The organism is Allomuricauda sp. XS_ASV26 (assembly GCF_041224615.1).
Classification (GTDB): domain Bacteria; phylum Bacteroidota; class Bacteroidia; order Flavobacteriales; family Flavobacteriaceae; genus Flagellimonas; species Flagellimonas alginolytica.
In genome coordinates this window covers 193986-208870 of the sequence record NZ_JBGFGK010000026.1, presented here as the reverse complement: position 1 = coordinate 208870, position 14885 = coordinate 193986, and the positions used below count along the sequence as shown (strand labels likewise).

General features: G+C 40.7%; 16 protein-coding genes and 1 tRNA gene. 10 read left to right on the top strand and 7 right to left on the bottom strand.

Going from position 1 to position 14885, the window contains the following annotated elements; translation table 11 throughout:
• Positions 1 to 118: 118 nt before the first annotated feature.
• From AB9K32_RS01450 to deoD, 3 genes are read left to right on the top strand one after another with little or no spacing between them, the layout of a single operon-like run.
• Positions 119 to 523, top strand: a complete 405-nt coding sequence (locus AB9K32_RS01450; protein WP_369884137.1) for a hypothetical protein — start codon at positions 119 to 121, stop codon at positions 521 to 523.
• 1 nt (position 524) lies between these two features.
• Positions 525 to 1163 carry a deoxyribose-phosphate aldolase gene (gene deoC, locus AB9K32_RS01445; RefSeq protein ID WP_369884136.1) on the top strand — a complete coding sequence of 213 codons (639 nt, stop codon included), beginning with the start codon at positions 525 to 527 and terminating at the stop codon, positions 1161 to 1163.
• Between the two features lie 7 nt (positions 1164 to 1170).
• Positions 1171 to 1875, top strand: coding sequence for a purine-nucleoside phosphorylase (gene deoD / locus AB9K32_RS01440; RefSeq protein ID WP_224837728.1), 705 nt, complete (start codon positions 1171 to 1173; stop codon positions 1873 to 1875).
• A 2-nt stretch (positions 1876 to 1877) separates the two neighbouring features.
• Here the strand turns inward: deoD and AB9K32_RS01435 are convergent, their stop codons facing one another.
• Positions 1878 to 3149: a mechanosensitive ion channel family protein gene (locus AB9K32_RS01435; RefSeq protein ID WP_369884135.1), complete on the bottom strand. Its 1272-nt coding sequence runs from the start codon at positions 3147 to 3149 to the stop codon at positions 1878 to 1880.
• 199 nt (positions 3150 to 3348) lie between these two features.
• On the opposite strand from AB9K32_RS01435, the gene AB9K32_RS01430 reads away from it, so the two are divergent.
• The 5 genes from AB9K32_RS01430 to AB9K32_RS01410 all read left to right on the top strand — a co-directional run bounded on the left by AB9K32_RS01430 (position 3349) and on the right by AB9K32_RS01410 (position 7259).
• A tRNA-Leu gene (locus tag AB9K32_RS01430) sits at positions 3349 to 3432 on the top strand.
• A 172-nt stretch (positions 3433 to 3604) separates the two neighbouring features.
• Entirely contained in the window at positions 3605 to 4504 is a 900-nt protein-coding gene (locus AB9K32_RS01425) for a B12-binding domain-containing protein (protein ID WP_369884134.1), read from the top strand.
• 6 nt (positions 4505 to 4510) lie between these two features.
• Complete coding sequence (locus tag AB9K32_RS01420; protein ID WP_369884133.1) at positions 4511 to 5971, top strand: phytoene desaturase family protein; 1461 nt, start codon at positions 4511 to 4513, stop codon at positions 5969 to 5971.
• Positions 5968 to 6810, top strand: a complete 843-nt coding sequence (locus AB9K32_RS01415; RefSeq protein ID WP_369884132.1) for a phytoene/squalene synthase family protein — start codon at positions 5968 to 5970, stop codon at positions 6808 to 6810. The genes AB9K32_RS01420 and AB9K32_RS01415 overlap by 4 nt, the downstream gene beginning before the upstream one ends.
• Positions 6807 to 7259, top strand: a complete 453-nt coding sequence (locus AB9K32_RS01410) for a sterol desaturase family protein (RefSeq protein WP_252080172.1) — start codon at positions 6807 to 6809, stop codon at positions 7257 to 7259. Before AB9K32_RS01415 ends, AB9K32_RS01410 begins: the two co-directional genes overlap by 4 nt.
• Positions 7260 to 7261: 2 nt before the next feature.
• On the opposite strand, the gene AB9K32_RS01405 is transcribed toward AB9K32_RS01410, so the two are convergent.
• The 6 genes from AB9K32_RS01405 to AB9K32_RS01380 form a co-directional block, all read right to left on the bottom strand.
• Positions 7262 to 7828 carry a TlpA family protein disulfide reductase gene (locus tag AB9K32_RS01405; protein WP_369884131.1) on the bottom strand — a complete coding sequence of 189 codons (567 nt, stop codon included), beginning with the start codon at positions 7826 to 7828 and terminating at the stop codon, positions 7262 to 7264.
• Positions 7825 to 8385, bottom strand: coding sequence for a TlpA family protein disulfide reductase (locus AB9K32_RS01400; protein ID WP_369884130.1), 561 nt, complete (start codon positions 8383 to 8385; stop codon positions 7825 to 7827). The genes AB9K32_RS01405 and AB9K32_RS01400 overlap by 4 nt, the downstream gene beginning before the upstream one ends.
• Positions 8386 to 8463: 78 nt before the next feature.
• Positions 8464 to 10731 (bottom strand): aconitate hydratase, encoded by a 2268-nt coding sequence (locus tag AB9K32_RS01395; RefSeq protein ID WP_369884129.1) that lies wholly within the window; start codon positions 10729 to 10731, stop codon positions 8464 to 8466.
• Between the two features lie 101 nt (positions 10732 to 10832).
• Complete coding sequence (locus AB9K32_RS01390; protein WP_293296165.1) at positions 10833 to 11786, bottom strand: MoxR family ATPase; 954 nt, start codon at positions 11784 to 11786, stop codon at positions 10833 to 10835.
• A 4-nt stretch (positions 11787 to 11790) separates the two neighbouring features.
• Positions 11791 to 13188, bottom strand: a complete 1398-nt coding sequence (locus AB9K32_RS01385) for a peptidylprolyl isomerase (protein WP_224837738.1) — start codon at positions 13186 to 13188, stop codon at positions 11791 to 11793.
• Positions 13172 to 14053, bottom strand: a complete 882-nt coding sequence (locus AB9K32_RS01380; protein WP_252080180.1) for a peptidyl-prolyl cis-trans isomerase — start codon at positions 14051 to 14053, stop codon at positions 13172 to 13174. The genes AB9K32_RS01385 and AB9K32_RS01380 overlap by 17 nt, the downstream gene beginning before the upstream one ends.
• A 116-nt stretch (positions 14054 to 14169) precedes the next feature.
• Here AB9K32_RS01380 and AB9K32_RS01375 point away from each other — a divergent pair, with 116 nt between their 5' ends.
• Positions 14170 to 14622, top strand: coding sequence for an SRPBCC family protein (locus tag AB9K32_RS01375; protein WP_224837740.1), 453 nt, complete (start codon positions 14170 to 14172; stop codon positions 14620 to 14622).
• 5 nt (positions 14623 to 14627) lie between these two features.
• Complete coding sequence (locus tag AB9K32_RS01370) at positions 14628 to 14885, top strand: hypothetical protein (RefSeq protein ID WP_224837741.1); 258 nt, start codon at positions 14628 to 14630, stop codon at positions 14883 to 14885.

Genomic DNA, 14885 nt, shown 5'->3' with positions numbered 1-14885 from the left:
ACTAAAATGGAGAGCGAAACAAACCCCTAAATCATGTGGACGACCTACATTTATTGAGCAATGTCATAAAAAATAAGTAGTATTGGTTCTACATTTATGAAAACTAAAAAATGAGGGTATGCTGAATTCTGAGAAAATAGGAAACGAATTTTACCAAAACCTTGGAAAATTATTTTACGCCGTGGCCATGGCAGACAACAATGTTAGGCCCAAAGAAGTCGAACGCTTGCGAAAATATGTTAGGCAGTTCTGGTTGGATGTGGACGATATTGAGGACGAATTCCATACCGATGCGGCCTATCAAATCGAGATTGTGTTTGATTGGCTGGAAGGTGAAGAAAAGGAGGGTGATGAATATTTTAACGAGTTTAAGGATTTTTATAAAGATCACCCCGAAAAGTTTTCCGAAAGTCTTAAAAAACTGATTGTGGAAACTGCCGATTCCATTGCAAATTCGTTTGCAGGAAAAAACAGGTCGGAAATGCTGACGATCTTTAAACTTAAGCAACTCTTTAACCATTAATATGGAATTAGCCGATTTTATAGACCATACCAATTTAAAACCGACGGCCACCGTTTCGGATATCCAAAAATTATGTGATGAGGCCATAAAACATCATTTTTATGCCGTTTGTGTAAATGGCTGTAATGTTGCGGTTGCCAAGAAAGCAATAAAGGAATCACCAGTAAAACTTGCTGCGGTAATCGGATTTCCACTTGGCGCCATGTCCACCAAAGCCAAAATATTTGAAGCAATGGACTGCATAGACCATGGTGCGGACGAAATTGATATGGTGATCAATATTGGTTGGTTAAAATCGGGCATGTTCGATGCAGTCCGTGAAGAAATCAAGGTCATAAAAGAAACCATAGGGAAAACCGTATTGAAAGTGATTATAGAAACTTGCTACCTTACCAATGCCGAAAAGGAGGAAGCTTGCTCATTAGCCAAGGATGCCAGAGCCGATTTTGTAAAGACTTCCACTGGTTTTGGAACGGGAGGAGCTACCTATGATGATGTTGTACTGATGAAAGGGATAGTCGGCGACGAACTAAAAATAAAAGCATCTGGCGGAGTAAAAGATCAAGCAACCGCAAAAAAATATATTGAGCTAGGAGTTTCCAGAATTGGCACATCCTCTGGGCCCGATTTACTAAAATAAGTATTCCATGAGCACTCACATAGAAGCCAAACCTGGTGAAATTGCCGAAACCGTTTTAATGCCCGGTGATCCATTACGAGCCAAATGGATTGCAGAGACCTTTCTGGAAAATCCCGTTTGCTATAACAAGATTCGGGGCATGTTGGGCTACACCGGAACTTATAAAGGAAATCGGGTTTCGGTACAAGGCAGTGGAATGGGAATGCCCTCGGCAATGATCTATTTTCACGAACTCATCAATGATTATGGCGTAAAAAATATAATCCGTGTAGGTTCGGCAGGATCGTATCAAAAAGATGTAAAACTAAACGACGTGGTCCTCGCGATGGCCGCATCCACCACTTCTGGCATGAACAATTCTAGGTTTATAAATTCGGATTATTCGCCCACCGCCGATTTTGACCTTTTTATAAAGGCCGTGAACTACGCCAGGGAAAACAATATCAACATAAAAGCAGGAAATGTGCTATCGTCGGACGAGTTCTACGGTGATGATCCTGAGGAATACAAGCTATGGGCCCAATATGGTGTACTTTGCGTGGAAATGGAAACGGCAGGTTTGTACACCATCGCCGCCAAATACAATATTAAGGCGCTAACAGTCCTTACCATTTCCGACTCCTTGGTAACAGGTGAACGTCTTCCGGCCAAGGATCGCGAAACCACATTCGGGGACATGGTCCAAATTGCCCTTGCAGCCGCAATAACGTAAAGCTAGGCATTCAAAGTGTCATCGCTAAAATCGACCACATTTTTGGAAACGGGATATTCAAAAAGTTCCAAAGAAAAATAGGGCAATGCCGCCAATAAATGGTCAAAAATATCGGCTAGCACGTATTCATAGTTTTCCCATCTTTTATCAGAACTAAATGCATAGATTTCCAGAGGGATTCCCTGCGGGGTCGGCTGCAATTGTCTTACCATCAATGTCATTTTCTTGTTGATGGCGGAATGATTTTCCAAATAATTGGAAACATATTTTCTGAAAAGACCAAAATTGGTCATGTTCCTGCCGTTCACCAACAGATCTTTATTGATCTGATTGGCTTCGTTATAAGAATTGATCTGATCGTTCCTTGAGGTGATATATGCCTCGACCAAGTGTATTTTCTTAAGTGATTCTATTTCCGCGGGTGTTAAAAAACGGATACTTTTCTGTCGGATCAACAAAGATCTTTTTATTCTTCTTCCGCCCGAGACCTGCATGCCCCGCCAATTTTTAAATGAATCGGAGATCAATGCATATGTTGGAATGGTGGTAATGGTCATATCAAAATTCTGGACCTTTACCGTGGCCAAGCTTATCTCGATCACATCACCATCGGCACCATATTTTTCAAAAGTGATCCAATCCCCAATACGGACCATATCGTTTATGGTAACCTGAATACTGGCCACAAAGCCAAGAATTGAATCTTTGAATATGAGAAGGATAACCGCCGAAGCTGCTCCGAGGGCAGTAAAGAAAGCCCAAACGGTGGTATCTGTAATAACAGCAAAAATGGTCAATAAACCCACCGTCCATGCAAAGATCATAAAAACCTGAATGTAGCTATCTATAGGCTTGTCCTTGAAATTAGACCGTGTTTTCAGATACCCGTTGACACTCCTAAAAAATTTACGGAAAATCATCAAAATCAAAAGGACAAACAATATTTTGATAATCTTTATTGCGATACTCTCCGCATAATCAAAATCTGCAAAGACCACTGGGACAAATTCGAGCAATATGGTCAATGGGACCACATGGGCCACATAACGGGGGACTTGGTTGGCCACCAGGAAATTATCAAAATTGTTTTTGGACTTTCGGGCCAGCCTTACCGACAAGGCCCGTAACACTTTCCAAATGAACAGATCTAATATAAAAACTATAACGAGCACACCTATCAAAAGAATAAATAAATTGAGATAAGTGGCCAAACCTTCTGCCATGCCAGTTTTTAGAAGATAGTTGTACAGTAAACGACCATATTCCTTGTCCATAGTGAGTTATTAAGCCAAACAATCCACAAAATTACAGGAATTTATCCACCCTTCAATAAAAGCAAAACAATAAGATTAGGGTAAATTATAAACAAATCTATGCTCTATTCAATAAAACTCTATTAAAACCCATAAAAAGATATTTATACCCCCACCTTTTAGACAAAAAAATTATATTTGCACACTTAAAATTTCAAAGGCCCACGTGGTGGAATTGGTAGACACGCTACCTTGAGGGGGTAGTGTTCGTAAGGACGTGCTGGTTCGACTCCAGTCGTGGGCACAGAAAAAAACCGCAAGTTATTGCGGTTTTTTTGTTTATCAACCTTTCCTGAAAAATCCTCAAACTTTTTCCCAAAAGCCTGATATTACCGAAGTGGATTCTAAAATTTATGATAAAAAACTAGGACAACATTTTTTTAATCGTAAATTTGTTTAACGTTTAAACTCAAACAATGAACAATGTAAAAACATCTTTCAGCATTCGGGATATGGAAAACCTATCCGGAATCAAGGCCCACACTATAAGGATTTGGGAAAAAAGATACAATTTGTTCAGTCCGGAAAGAACAGATACAAATATTCGCACCTACAACTTGGAAAGCTTACAAAAGCTCTTGAATGTAACCTTACTGTACAATAATGGGTACAAAATTTCCAAAATCGCCAAGTTAGGGGACCAAAACATACCATCTTTGGTCAACGAAATCATAGCTAAAAATAGCGAGAAAAGCCACTCCATAAATTCTTTTAAGTTGGCTATGCTCAATTTTGATCAGTCACTCTTCCTAAAAACCTACAACGGTCTAATGGAAGAAAAGTCTTTTACCCAAATTTTCAACGAGGTTTTTATACCACTGCTCAACGAGCTCGGGTTGTTATGGCAGACCAATACGATCAGTCCGGCCCACGAACATTTTATCTCGAACCTGATCAAACAGAAAATATACATCCACACCGAGATGCTCCAGTTTGAGACACCTTCCAGAAAAGACGAAGTGTATGTCCTGTTTTTGCCAGAAAACGAAATTCATGAATTAGGTCTTTTGTACATTAATTATCAATTGGCTTTAAAAAAGTATAAAACCATATACTTGGGACAGACCATGCCCATCGAAAGCTTGGGAGATCTGTTAAAATATTATACCAACATACGCTTTGTTTCTTATTTTACCGTTGCTCCTACAAAAGATGATATGGGGGATTATTTTAATAAATTCCTAAAGGTCCTGAAAAAATCCCCAACCTCCCAATTGTTTGTCCTCGGACATCAGATCCAAGAAATAGGAGAATTAAAACCTAAGGAACCCATAAAAATTTTCAAGTCCATAGATCAACTTATTGAATCACTTTAAAGACAAATGAAAAAGGTAATAGTAATCGGTTCTGGTTTTTCCTCGCTCTCTGCCTCCTGTTATTTGGCAAACGCCGGTTATTCCGTTGAAATTTTTGAAAAAAACGACACTGTGGGCGGCAGGGCAAGGCAGCTGACCAAGGAAGGATTTACTTTTGACATAGGTCCAAGTTGGTATTGGATGCCCGATATTTTTGATAAATTCTTTGCCGATTTCGGTAAAAAAACTTCCGATTACTACCAATTGGACAAACTCAACCCCGCCTACAAGATCTTCTTCCAAGACGATACCATGACCATTGGGGACTGTATGGATGCCATTTGTGATGAATTTGAACGTATTGAGTCCGGTAGCAGTCAGCACCTAAAACAGTTTATAGGCCAAGCCCAGGAAAACTATAACATTGCCATTAACAAAGTTGTTCTCAGACCTGGTCTTTCACCGTTGGAACTGGTAACCAAAGAAACCGTTCTAAAAGTCGACCAATTTTTTAAAACCATAAGCCAGCAGGTTAGAAAGCGATTCAAAAACCCAAAATTGGTATCCACGCTAGAGTTTCCCGTTTTGTTTTTGGGCGCAAAACCCAGTAATACGCCTTCTTTCTACAATTTTATGAATTTTGCCGATTTTGGACTGGGCACTTGGCATCCAAAAGGAGGAATGTACGAAATTATAAAGGCCATGAAGAGTTTGGCCGAATCCTTGGGCGTAACCATACACACCAACAGTCCAGCCAGCCATATTTTGGTATCCGAGGGCAAAGTGCTCGGTATCCGAAGCAAGGGCACAAACCAAATAGCCGATTTTGTGGTAAGTGGAGCGGATTACCACCATTCCGAAACCCTGTTGGACAAAAAATATAGACAGTACTCCGAGGAGTATTGGGATAAAAAAACCTACGCCCCTTCATCTCTTCTTTTTTATGTAGGATTCGATAAAAAGTTGGAAAACATTGAGCATCACAATCTTTTTTTTGACACTGATTTTGAACAGCATGCCGAGGAAATTTATGATCGCCCACAATGGCCGAGCAAACCTTTGTTCTATGCTAATTTTCCGTCCGTAACGGATGCCTCCATGGCTCCCAATGGCAAAGAAAACGGATTTTTCTTGATACCGATTGCTCCAGACCTTGAAGATACGCCCGAACTGCGAGACCAATATTTTGATATAATTATGGACAGATTCGAAAATCTGACCCAACAATCTGTAAAAAATTCCGTAATTTTTAGAGATAGTTTTTGTGTAAACGATTTTGTGGAACAATACAATTCATACAAAGGAAACGCCTATGGTATGGCCAACACTCTGCGCCAGACCGCTTTTTTGCGACCTAACCTTAAAAGTAGTAAGGTCCAAAACTTGTTCTTTACTGGTCAGTTGACCGTTCCCGGACCAGGGGTCCCACCTTCCCTGATATCCGGTAAACTGGTGGCCGATTTAATCATTAAAGAAGAAAAGAGATGAAAACTATTTTTGACGACGTTTCGTATAGTTGCAGTAAGATTGTAACCCAGTCCTACAGTACTTCATTTTCCATGGCGACCAAAATGTTGGCTCCCTCCATCCGAGCGGACATTTACAACATTTATGGTTTTGTTCGATTTGCGGATGAAATTGTGGACACCTTTCATGAGTACGACAAAAAGCAGCTTTTTGATGCTTTTGAGAATGAGATGGATCGCGCTATCGAGCAAAAAATTAGCCTCAACCCAATATTGAACTCTTTTCAGCACACCTATCACAAGTACGATATACCTTACCATTTGGTTGCCTCTTTTATGAAAAGTATGCGAATGGACCTTACCAAAAAGAGGTACGAGACATTTGATGAATATCGCGAATACATTTATGGTTCTGCCGATGTTGTGGGATTGATGTGCCTATGCGTTTTTGTTCAAGGAGATAAAGATAAATACGAAAAATTAAAAGAATCTGCGATGGCACTGGGTTCTGCCTTCCAAAAAGTAAATTTTCTCCGAGACCTAAAAGCCGATTATGAAGAACTTAACAGAACTTATTTCCCAAATACAGATTTAATGGAACTCGACGAAGCATCCAAAAAACGTATCGTGGACGAAATTAAAGCTGATTTCGCATTAGGGTATTCGGGTATTGTTCAATTACCGGAACAAGCTAAATTTGGAGTCTACACTGCGTATCGCTACTACAAAAAATTGCTTCAAAAATTACAGAGCACCCCTCCGTTGGAAATCAAAAATACCCGGATTCGAGTACCCAATTATCAAAAATTTGGGCTCTTGGCCCAATCCTATGTAAACTATAAATTGCAACTGGTACAATGAAAGTAGCACTTTGGATACTAATATTTTTATCGACCTTCTGCTTTATGGAATTTATGGCGTGGTTCACCCATAAATATGTCATGCACGGCTTTTTGTGGAGTCTTCATAAGGACCACCATAAAAAGGACCACGACTCGTGGTTTGAGCGGAACGATGCTTTCTTTATTTTTTATGCCGTGGTGAGCATGGTACTATTTTATCTGGGCAGCTATACGTCCTTCTGGTACGGCTGGCCATTGGGTTTTGGAATACTTGCCTATGGCATCGCTTATTTTATGGTCCACGATATTTTTATACACCAACGCTTCAAAATATTTAGAAACGCCAATAATTGGTATGCGCGAGGTGTTCGCCGAGCGCACAAAATTCACCACAAGCATCTGGGAAAAGAAGATGGCGAGTGTTTTGGCATGTTGCTGGTTCCCTTTAAATATTTTAAGAAAAACTGATTTTATTCGGCAAGTAGATTATCCAAAAGTGCTCTGGTCTTGTCCGAGTTCCAATTGGCAGCACCTGTTTTATTGACCACAATGTTGCCTTCTTTATCTAAAATATAAGTAACAGGAATTGAGTTGCTTGCCAAAACTTTGGGCGTATAGGAAGCTTGAAAATAAACGGGAAGATTATACTCCTTTTTATCTAAAAAGGCCGAAACTTTGTCTTCGTCATCATTGGCGACAAAAGCAAAAACAACTTTATCGCCATAATCCTTGTACAAATCGGCGAAACCTGGTAATTCTGCTACACAAGGCGGGCACCATGTAGCCCAAACATTGATCAATACAACTTTGCCTTTGTGAGAGATAAGGTTCATTTTATTCCCCTCCCTATCCACAAGTTCCCAATGGTAATCTTCCAGTACCGCCTGCTCGTTTTTGTTTACCGTGCCCGGACTAACTACAACAGCAACCACTTTATTGACCCAAACCCTTACATGAAAACCAATAGGTGTAAAAAGTATGAGCAAGATGGCCAATATCCATATACCATTACTGATCTGTTCTTTGGTAATTTTCATTCCGCAATTAATTCATCCAGTAATTTGTAGACCTTTGTAGTGCTCCAGTCAGCGATTCCTTCGTTATGGATTACAATATTTCCCGCTTTATCGATTACATAAGAGGATGGCACTTTACTGGTATCCACTGCGGTTTTTTCCCCAATGATCAAATAGGTAACCGGGAATGTAAAATTGTTTTCTTCCATGAAAGCCTTAACAGGCTCTTGCTCTTCGTTGGTAATGATGTAAAAATCCACCTTCCCTTTATATTTGTCGTATAACTCTTGAATACTTGCAAGTTCAGCCTCGGAGGGCAATCGCCAGGATGCCCATAGATTGATAAGGATTACGTTTCCTTTAGATCTTTTAAAGTTAAAAAAGTTCCAATCTTCATCTTTTAGCTGCCAATCGTAATTGGTTATTTGTTGACGTTCCGACTTTTCTATTACCGATGGTGAAAATGAAAAAGCACGGTTCAACCAAATTTTCCCATAATACCCAATCGGAGTAACAAAAAAAGATAGGATGAAAAGAATCAATATAACATTGAGGATGGTCTTTCTACTGATCTTCATTAAAATGTGTTTCTCAAAAAATAAAAACTCCTGACATCAGTATAACGTCAGGAGTTTTGACAAATTATTTAGATACAATTAAGCATTCTGTTTTTTGATCAAGTTCAAGGCCGAACCTTCGTTGAACCACTTTATCTGGGCATCGTTATACGAATGGTTGGCAATTATGGTATCCTTGCTTCCATCCGCATGGACAACCTCAATGGTCAATGGCTTGTCCGGCGCAAATTCTGCAGCATCCACAATATTGAATGTATCGTCTTCTTGAATCAAATCGTAATCGTTCTCATTGGCAAAGGTCAAGGCCAACATCCCTTGTTTTTTAAGGTTTGTTTCATGGATCCTTGCAAAGGATTTTACCAAAACGACCGCAACGCCCAAATGACGTGGCTGCATGGCAGCATGCTCTCTGGAAGATCCCTCTCCATAGTTATGATCACCCACAACTATCGTCATAATTCCATTCTTTTTGTACTCACGTTGCGTATCTGGCACACCGCCGTACTCTCCAGTCAATTGATTCTTGACAAAATTGGTTTTTTGGTTAAATGCATTTACTGCACCAATTAGCGTATTGTTGGCAATATTGTCCAAATGACCTCTAAAACGCAACCAAGGTCCTGCCATGGAAATGTGGTCCGTGGTACATTTTCCGAAGGCTTTGATCAATAGCCTCATACCCTGTAGGTTATCCACGGTAATAGGTGTAAAAGGTTCCAAAAGTTGTAGACGCTCAGAATCCGGAGAAACTTTTACAACCACACCACTTCCATCTTTTTGGGGCTCTTCGTATCCGTTTTCCTTTACTTCGAATCCTTTTGGTGGCAACTCCCATCCTGTTGGCTCGTCCAACATTACTTCTTCGCCATCTTCGTTGATCAACTTGTCCGTTAACGGGTTAAAATCCAAACGGCCTGCAATGGCTATTGCAGCGGTCATTTCCGGTGAAGCTACGAAGGCGTGGGTATTTGGGTTACCGTCCGCACGTTTTGCAAAGTTTCGGTTAAAGGAGTGTACAATACTGTTCTTTGGTGCATTTTTTGGGTCCTTGTAACGTGCCCATTGACCAATACAAGGTCCACAGGCATTGGTAAATATCTTGGCATCCAATTTTTCGAATATTTCCAAGATACCGTCACGTTCCGTGGTATACCTAACTTGCTCAGAACCTGGGTTAATTCCAAATTCCGCTTTTGTTTTTAGTTTTTTGTCCAATGCTTGTTGCGCAATGGACGATGCTCTTGAAAGGTCTTCATAAGAAGAATTGGTACAAGAGCCTATTAATCCCCACTCCACTGCCAAAGGCCAATCATTGGCTTCGGCTTTTTCTTTCATAGTTCCAACTTCCGTTGCCAAGTCCGGGGTAAAAGGACCGTTCAACAAGGGCTTCAACTCGGATAGGTTAATTTCGATCACTTGATCAAAATATTGCTCTGGGTCGGCATATACTTCTGGATCTGCTGTTAAGTGCTCTTTTACCTTATTGGCCTCGTCGGCTACATCAGATCTATCGGTCGCCCTTAGGTAACGCTCCATGGATTCGTCGTATCCAAAGGTAGAAGTGGTTGCACCTATCTCGGCCCCCATATTACAAATAGTTCCTTTTCCTGTGCAGGACATTGCGGTTGCGCCAGGGCCAAAATATTCAACAATGGCTCCCGTTCCCCCTTTTACGGTCAAGATTTCGGCCACTTTTAGAATTACGTCCTTGGGTGCTGTCCAACCAGAAAGTTTACCGGTAAGTTTTACACCGATCAACTTTGGGAATTTAAGTTCCCATGCCATACCGGCCATTACATCTACAGCGTCGGCTCCACCAACTCCGATAGCTACCATACCCAGACCACCTGCATTTACGGTGTGGGAATCTGTTCCGATCATCATTCCGCCCGGGAATGCATAATTTTCCAATACTACTTGGTGGATGATACCTGCTCCCGGTTTCCAAAATCCTATTCCATACTTATTTGATACAGAACCCAAGAAATCAAATACCTCGCTACTGGTCTCGTTGGCATGCTTTAAATCTGCCGCAGCACCATCTTTGGCTTGAATCAAGTGATCACAGTGAACTGTGGTCGGCACCGCCACTTTATCTTTTCCTGCTTGCATAAACTGTAGCAAGGCCATTTGGGCTGTTGCATCCTGACAAGCTATTCTATCGGGAGCGAAATCAACGTAATCCTTTCCTCTTACATATGCCTTTTCTGGATCGCCGTCCCACAAGTGGGAGTATAAAATCTTTTCCGAAAGCGTTAGGGGCTTACCAACCAGTTCTCGGGCTTTTTCCACGCGTTCCCCCATGGAAGCGTAAACGCCCTTAATCATGTCTATATCAAATGCCATTATACAATTGAGTTTTTAGATTTTCGTAATTCGGTAAATTTACTAAATCGTAAAGTAATTTGGAATTAGAATCGTACTAAATAAGTACGAGGAAAATTATTTTATAATAATTCCCCAATAATTTTATCCTCTGTGATACCTTCTGCTTCCGCTTTGTAGTTTTTAAGTATCCTGTGGCGCAATATTCCCAGGGCCACTGCTTTTACATCTTCGATGTCCGGAGAGAATTTTCCATGGATTGCGGCATGTGCCTTAGCTGCGAGTACCAGATTTTGTGATGCCCGTGGGCCTGCGCCCCAATCGATATAATTATTTACATAATCCGATGCACCGTCTTGATTTGGCCGGGTTCTGTTAACCAGTCTTACGGCATAATCCACCACATTGTCCGGAACAGGTATTCGCCTGATCAAGTGCTGAACCTCAATGATTTCGTCGGCATTAAACAGGGTATTTATCTGGATTTCATTATCCGAAGTGGTAGATTTCACCACTTGTATTTCTTCTTCAATGGAGGGGTATTTTAGTTCTATGGCAAACATAAAACGGTCCAATTGGGCTTCGGGCAACGGATAGGTTCCCTCCTGTTCTATCGGGTTTTGTGTGGCCAAAACAAAATAAGGCCGATTTAATTTGTATTGTTTGCCCGCAATGGTAACGGCTCTTTCTTGCATTGCTTCCAGCAGAGCTGCCTGGGTCTTGGGCGGGGTACGGTTAATTTCGTCCGCCAAAATAATGTTACCGAAAACCGGCCCCATTATAAATTTAAAATTGCGGTTTTGATCAAGCACCTCGCTACCTAAGATATCGCTCGGCATTAGATCTGGTGTAAATTGTATTCTTTTAAAGTCCAGCCCCAATGTCTGGGCAATGGTGTTGACCATCAAGGTTTTTGCCAGACCGGGAACACCGATCAACAGTGAATGCCCCCCTGTGTATATGGATAGCAGTATTTGCTCGATAACCTCTTCTTGGCCAACAATGACCTTGGCGATCTCTTTTTTTAAATCTTGGTGCTTTTTTACCAGGTTTTCAACCGCTGTTACATCCGACATACAATTATTGCTTTACCCAGTTGTTCGCAAAATTGCAGCTTTTACTCTCATCGTCCACATGGATATAAGTGTCTTCGATATGCTCGTCCATCCATTCTTTTATGGCCTTAAACTGTTTTTCCCTTAGGGCGAGCTCTTGGATTTTTAGATAATCCTTGGCAAAATCCGCTTCATGTTCATCGTAACGGTTAGAGATTTTCATGATTTTGAATTTTGGAGGTCCTCCTCTTGGATCATCTTCACGGATGGGCCTTGATATTTCCCCATCCTTTAGGTCCCTAACTTGATTGTAAAGTGTTGGATCCATTTTGGTAAGCTCAAAACGAGAATCAAAATTGATAGGGTTACGCAATAATCCGCCATCAAACTTGGTTTCTTTTTCATCGGAAAAGTTCAATGCTGCTTCTGCAAAAGTGTATTTGCCATCCAATATATGCTGACGAATCGTGTCCAATTCGCTTACTGCTTTATCTATTGCGCTTTGTGGTATATCCGGAATCATGAGAATGTGACGAATATCCCGCTCTTGCCCTCTTACTTTCTCCACGAAAATGATATGGTAGCCAAAAATAGTCTCAAATGGTTCGGAAACTTCGCCTTCATTTAGACTAAAGGCCACATCCTTAAATTCCCTAACAAATTGAGTTTCTTTGGTAATGCTGTAAAAACCGCCATTTGGTCTAGAACCGGGGTCCTCTGAATGTAGAATGGCTTTTACCCTAAAATTTCCGTCGTTTTCCAGAACATCTTGCCTGATCTTGTTCAGCTCATTGATCACCTTTTGTTTTTCTTCTTCTGGTGCCTCGGGCTGTTTTACAATTTGTCCTATTTCCAGTTCCGCACCAAATACCGGGCGTTCATCTTCGGGTATCTTGTAAAAAAACTGACGTACTTCCTCGGGAGTAACTTCGATTTCCTCTACGATCTTGCTTTGCATTTTTTCGGAAAGCATTCGAAGTTTGTTTATTTCAAAAAGCTCTTCACGAAAACTTTCCATATCCGGCTTTTTATAATAGCTGAGCATTTTTTCCACACTACCGATCTGTTGGGTAAGCTGTTGTATCTGTCGGTCACTTTGTGCATTTACCATATCGTCCGATACCAACAAGCTATCCTGTACCGCTTGGTGCGCATAAAGTCTATCTTCCATTAATTTTCCCAAGAGGCTACAGCGTGTAATATCTTCGGTGGAGGCGCCTTGGTTCTTTAAATCGATAAGTGTTTTGTCTATGTCGGATTCCAAGATTACGTAATCTCCTACCACTGCGGCAATTCCATCCAGTTTTATTTTATTTCCACTAGCCGTGGAGTCTGTTCCAAGTGCTTGGTCCATTTCCTGTGCTTGCACCAATCCTACCATGGCAAAAAATGCGATGGAAAGTCCTTTAATTCTCATTGTCATAAACCTCAAATTCTTTCTTCTTAATGGCTTCATCAATAATATCGGTTTCAAGTTTTTTTACGTAGCTCAATCGTCTTCTGTTCAAGATCAGTTGTTTAATATCGGGCTCAACATAATCAAAAGGAGCTGTTTCATTGACTTCCAATACATTGGTCACCAAGCCCAAATATACTTCTAACGAATCTTGTAACTCAAAAAATTGTGATTTTTTTAAGTGCGTCTCTTCATTGGCACGGTTCAACGGCGGGATTTCTGCAATTACCCTCGAAGCGCTTACCCAAATGGAGTCGTTAAAATGTATTTTTTTAAACTGTACCGCGATAGAATCCAGATATCGCTTATCGGCCTTGTCCCATTTTTTTAATTTGTCCTCTACACCTTTCCTATCCAAAAACTGACTGGACATGCCCACAAACCTCAACTGCACCAACTTTTCGTTAAGTTTAAAGTTTTCTTTTTCCTGTTCGTAAAATTCCAACAATTGGCCTTGGGTAACAGCAGTATCCTGGGACTGGTTCACCAATGCTTCTATATAGGCCCTTGTGTAGAGATCAGCACGATAATCGGACACCAAACGATCGAATTCTGCCAACTTTTCTCCAGGCAAGTTGATTTTTGACTTGGTCAACAATAATTGTTTGGATGCCCAAGTATTAATATAGTTGGTAACGAAAATTGTACTATCCTCGGCTGTCATGTCATCATCTACCAACGATGCAACATCCTCTTTGTACAGATAGACATCCCCCACACGTGCCAAAGGTTCCTTTTCTTCATCTTTATTGAACATACCTTCGCACGAAGAAAAAAGTATGACCAACAATGCACAAAAAAGGAAAAGCGTATTTTTTTGGTGCTTAAGCATTTCGCAAAAATAACAATTACTAAATCCCTTACAAGAAGGTTCTCATATCATTAACAGATTTTTTAATCGGGATAGATGTACAGAAATTGCTACTTTAGTGCAAAACCAAACTAAAAATGAAGTACACTACCGAAATTGTTGTGGATATTCCACGGGACGAGTTCATTAAAAAAATGGACGACCCCGAAAATATGAAACATTGGCAACGAGGATTGATCAAGTATGAACAACTGTCCAAGACCCCCGGACAAGAAGGTGCCCAAATGAGCCTCAGCTATAAAATGGGGAAAAGGGAAATGGACATGGTAGAGACCATCATCAAAAGAAAACTGCCCGAAGAAATGCACATGACCTACGACACCAAGGGAGTGCACAACATCCAAAAAAACTACTTTAAGGATGAAGGAGACAAAACCCGTTGGGTTTCGGAAACCGAGTTTCAATTTTCTGGATTTGGAATGAAGTTAATGGGTTTTCTAATGCCCGGAGCGTTCAAAAAACAATCGTTCAAATATATGCAAGACTTTAAAGCCTTTGCCGAAACCGGTAAATCTGTAACCGAATCTTAAAAACAATGGAAAAACTTTTGGATAGAAAAATAAAAATTATTTGGGATTTTAGAGGACCAAGCGCAGCCCATACCGCAGAACACTATTTAAAACACCTAAAAGAGTTTGTTGAAGTCGAGGAATTAAAATACGACCTGGGCGGTATCGAACATTACAGTCCCACGCACAGTATTGCCTTTTTGGTCGTCGCAGAATTTGAGCTAAAGGAAGTGAGAAGCATCCTTAAACCACACAGGGGCCAGGTGTATAACGGTGAAATTTAA

Excerpts from the sequence above, each read along its gene's own strand:
- AB9K32_RS01450 (WP_369884137.1), top strand. The coding sequence starts at position 119 with ATGCTGAATTCTGAGAAAATAGGAAACGAATTTTACCAAAACCTTGGA.
- deoC (WP_369884136.1), top strand. The coding sequence starts at position 525 with ATGGAATTAGCCGATTTTATAGACCATACCAATTTAAAACCGACGGCC.
- deoD (WP_224837728.1), top strand. The coding sequence starts at position 1,171 with ATGAGCACTCACATAGAAGCCAAACCTGGTGAAATTGCCGAAACCGTT.
- AB9K32_RS01435 (WP_369884135.1), bottom strand. The coding sequence starts at position 3,149 with ATGGACAAGGAATATGGTCGTTTACTGTACAACTATCTTCTAAAAACT.
- AB9K32_RS01425 (WP_369884134.1), top strand. The coding sequence starts at position 3,605 with ATGAACAATGTAAAAACATCTTTCAGCATTCGGGATATGGAAAACCTA.
- AB9K32_RS01420 (WP_369884133.1), top strand. The coding sequence starts at position 4,511 with ATGAAAAAGGTAATAGTAATCGGTTCTGGTTTTTCCTCGCTCTCTGCC.
- AB9K32_RS01415 (WP_369884132.1), top strand. The coding sequence starts at position 5,968 with ATGAAAACTATTTTTGACGACGTTTCGTATAGTTGCAGTAAGATTGTA.
- AB9K32_RS01410 (WP_252080172.1), top strand. The coding sequence starts at position 6,807 with ATGAAAGTAGCACTTTGGATACTAATATTTTTATCGACCTTCTGCTTT.
- AB9K32_RS01405 (WP_369884131.1), bottom strand. The coding sequence starts at position 7,828 with ATGAAAATTACCAAAGAACAGATCAGTAATGGTATATGGATATTGGCC.
- AB9K32_RS01400 (WP_369884130.1), bottom strand. The coding sequence starts at position 8,385 with ATGAAGATCAGTAGAAAGACCATCCTCAATGTTATATTGATTCTTTTC.
- AB9K32_RS01395 (WP_369884129.1), bottom strand. The coding sequence starts at position 10,731 with ATGGCATTTGATATAGACATGATTAAGGGCGTTTACGCTTCCATGGGG.
- AB9K32_RS01390 (WP_293296165.1), bottom strand. The coding sequence starts at position 11,786 with ATGTCGGATGTAACAGCGGTTGAAAACCTGGTAAAAAAGCACCAAGAT.
- AB9K32_RS01385 (WP_224837738.1), bottom strand. The coding sequence starts at position 13,188 with ATGACAATGAGAATTAAAGGACTTTCCATCGCATTTTTTGCCATGGTA.
- AB9K32_RS01380 (WP_252080180.1), bottom strand. The coding sequence starts at position 14,053 with ATGCTTAAGCACCAAAAAAATACGCTTTTCCTTTTTTGTGCATTGTTG.
- AB9K32_RS01375 (WP_224837740.1), top strand. The coding sequence starts at position 14,170 with ATGAAGTACACTACCGAAATTGTTGTGGATATTCCACGGGACGAGTTC.
- AB9K32_RS01370 (WP_224837741.1), top strand. The coding sequence starts at position 14,628 with ATGGAAAAACTTTTGGATAGAAAAATAAAAATTATTTGGGATTTTAGA.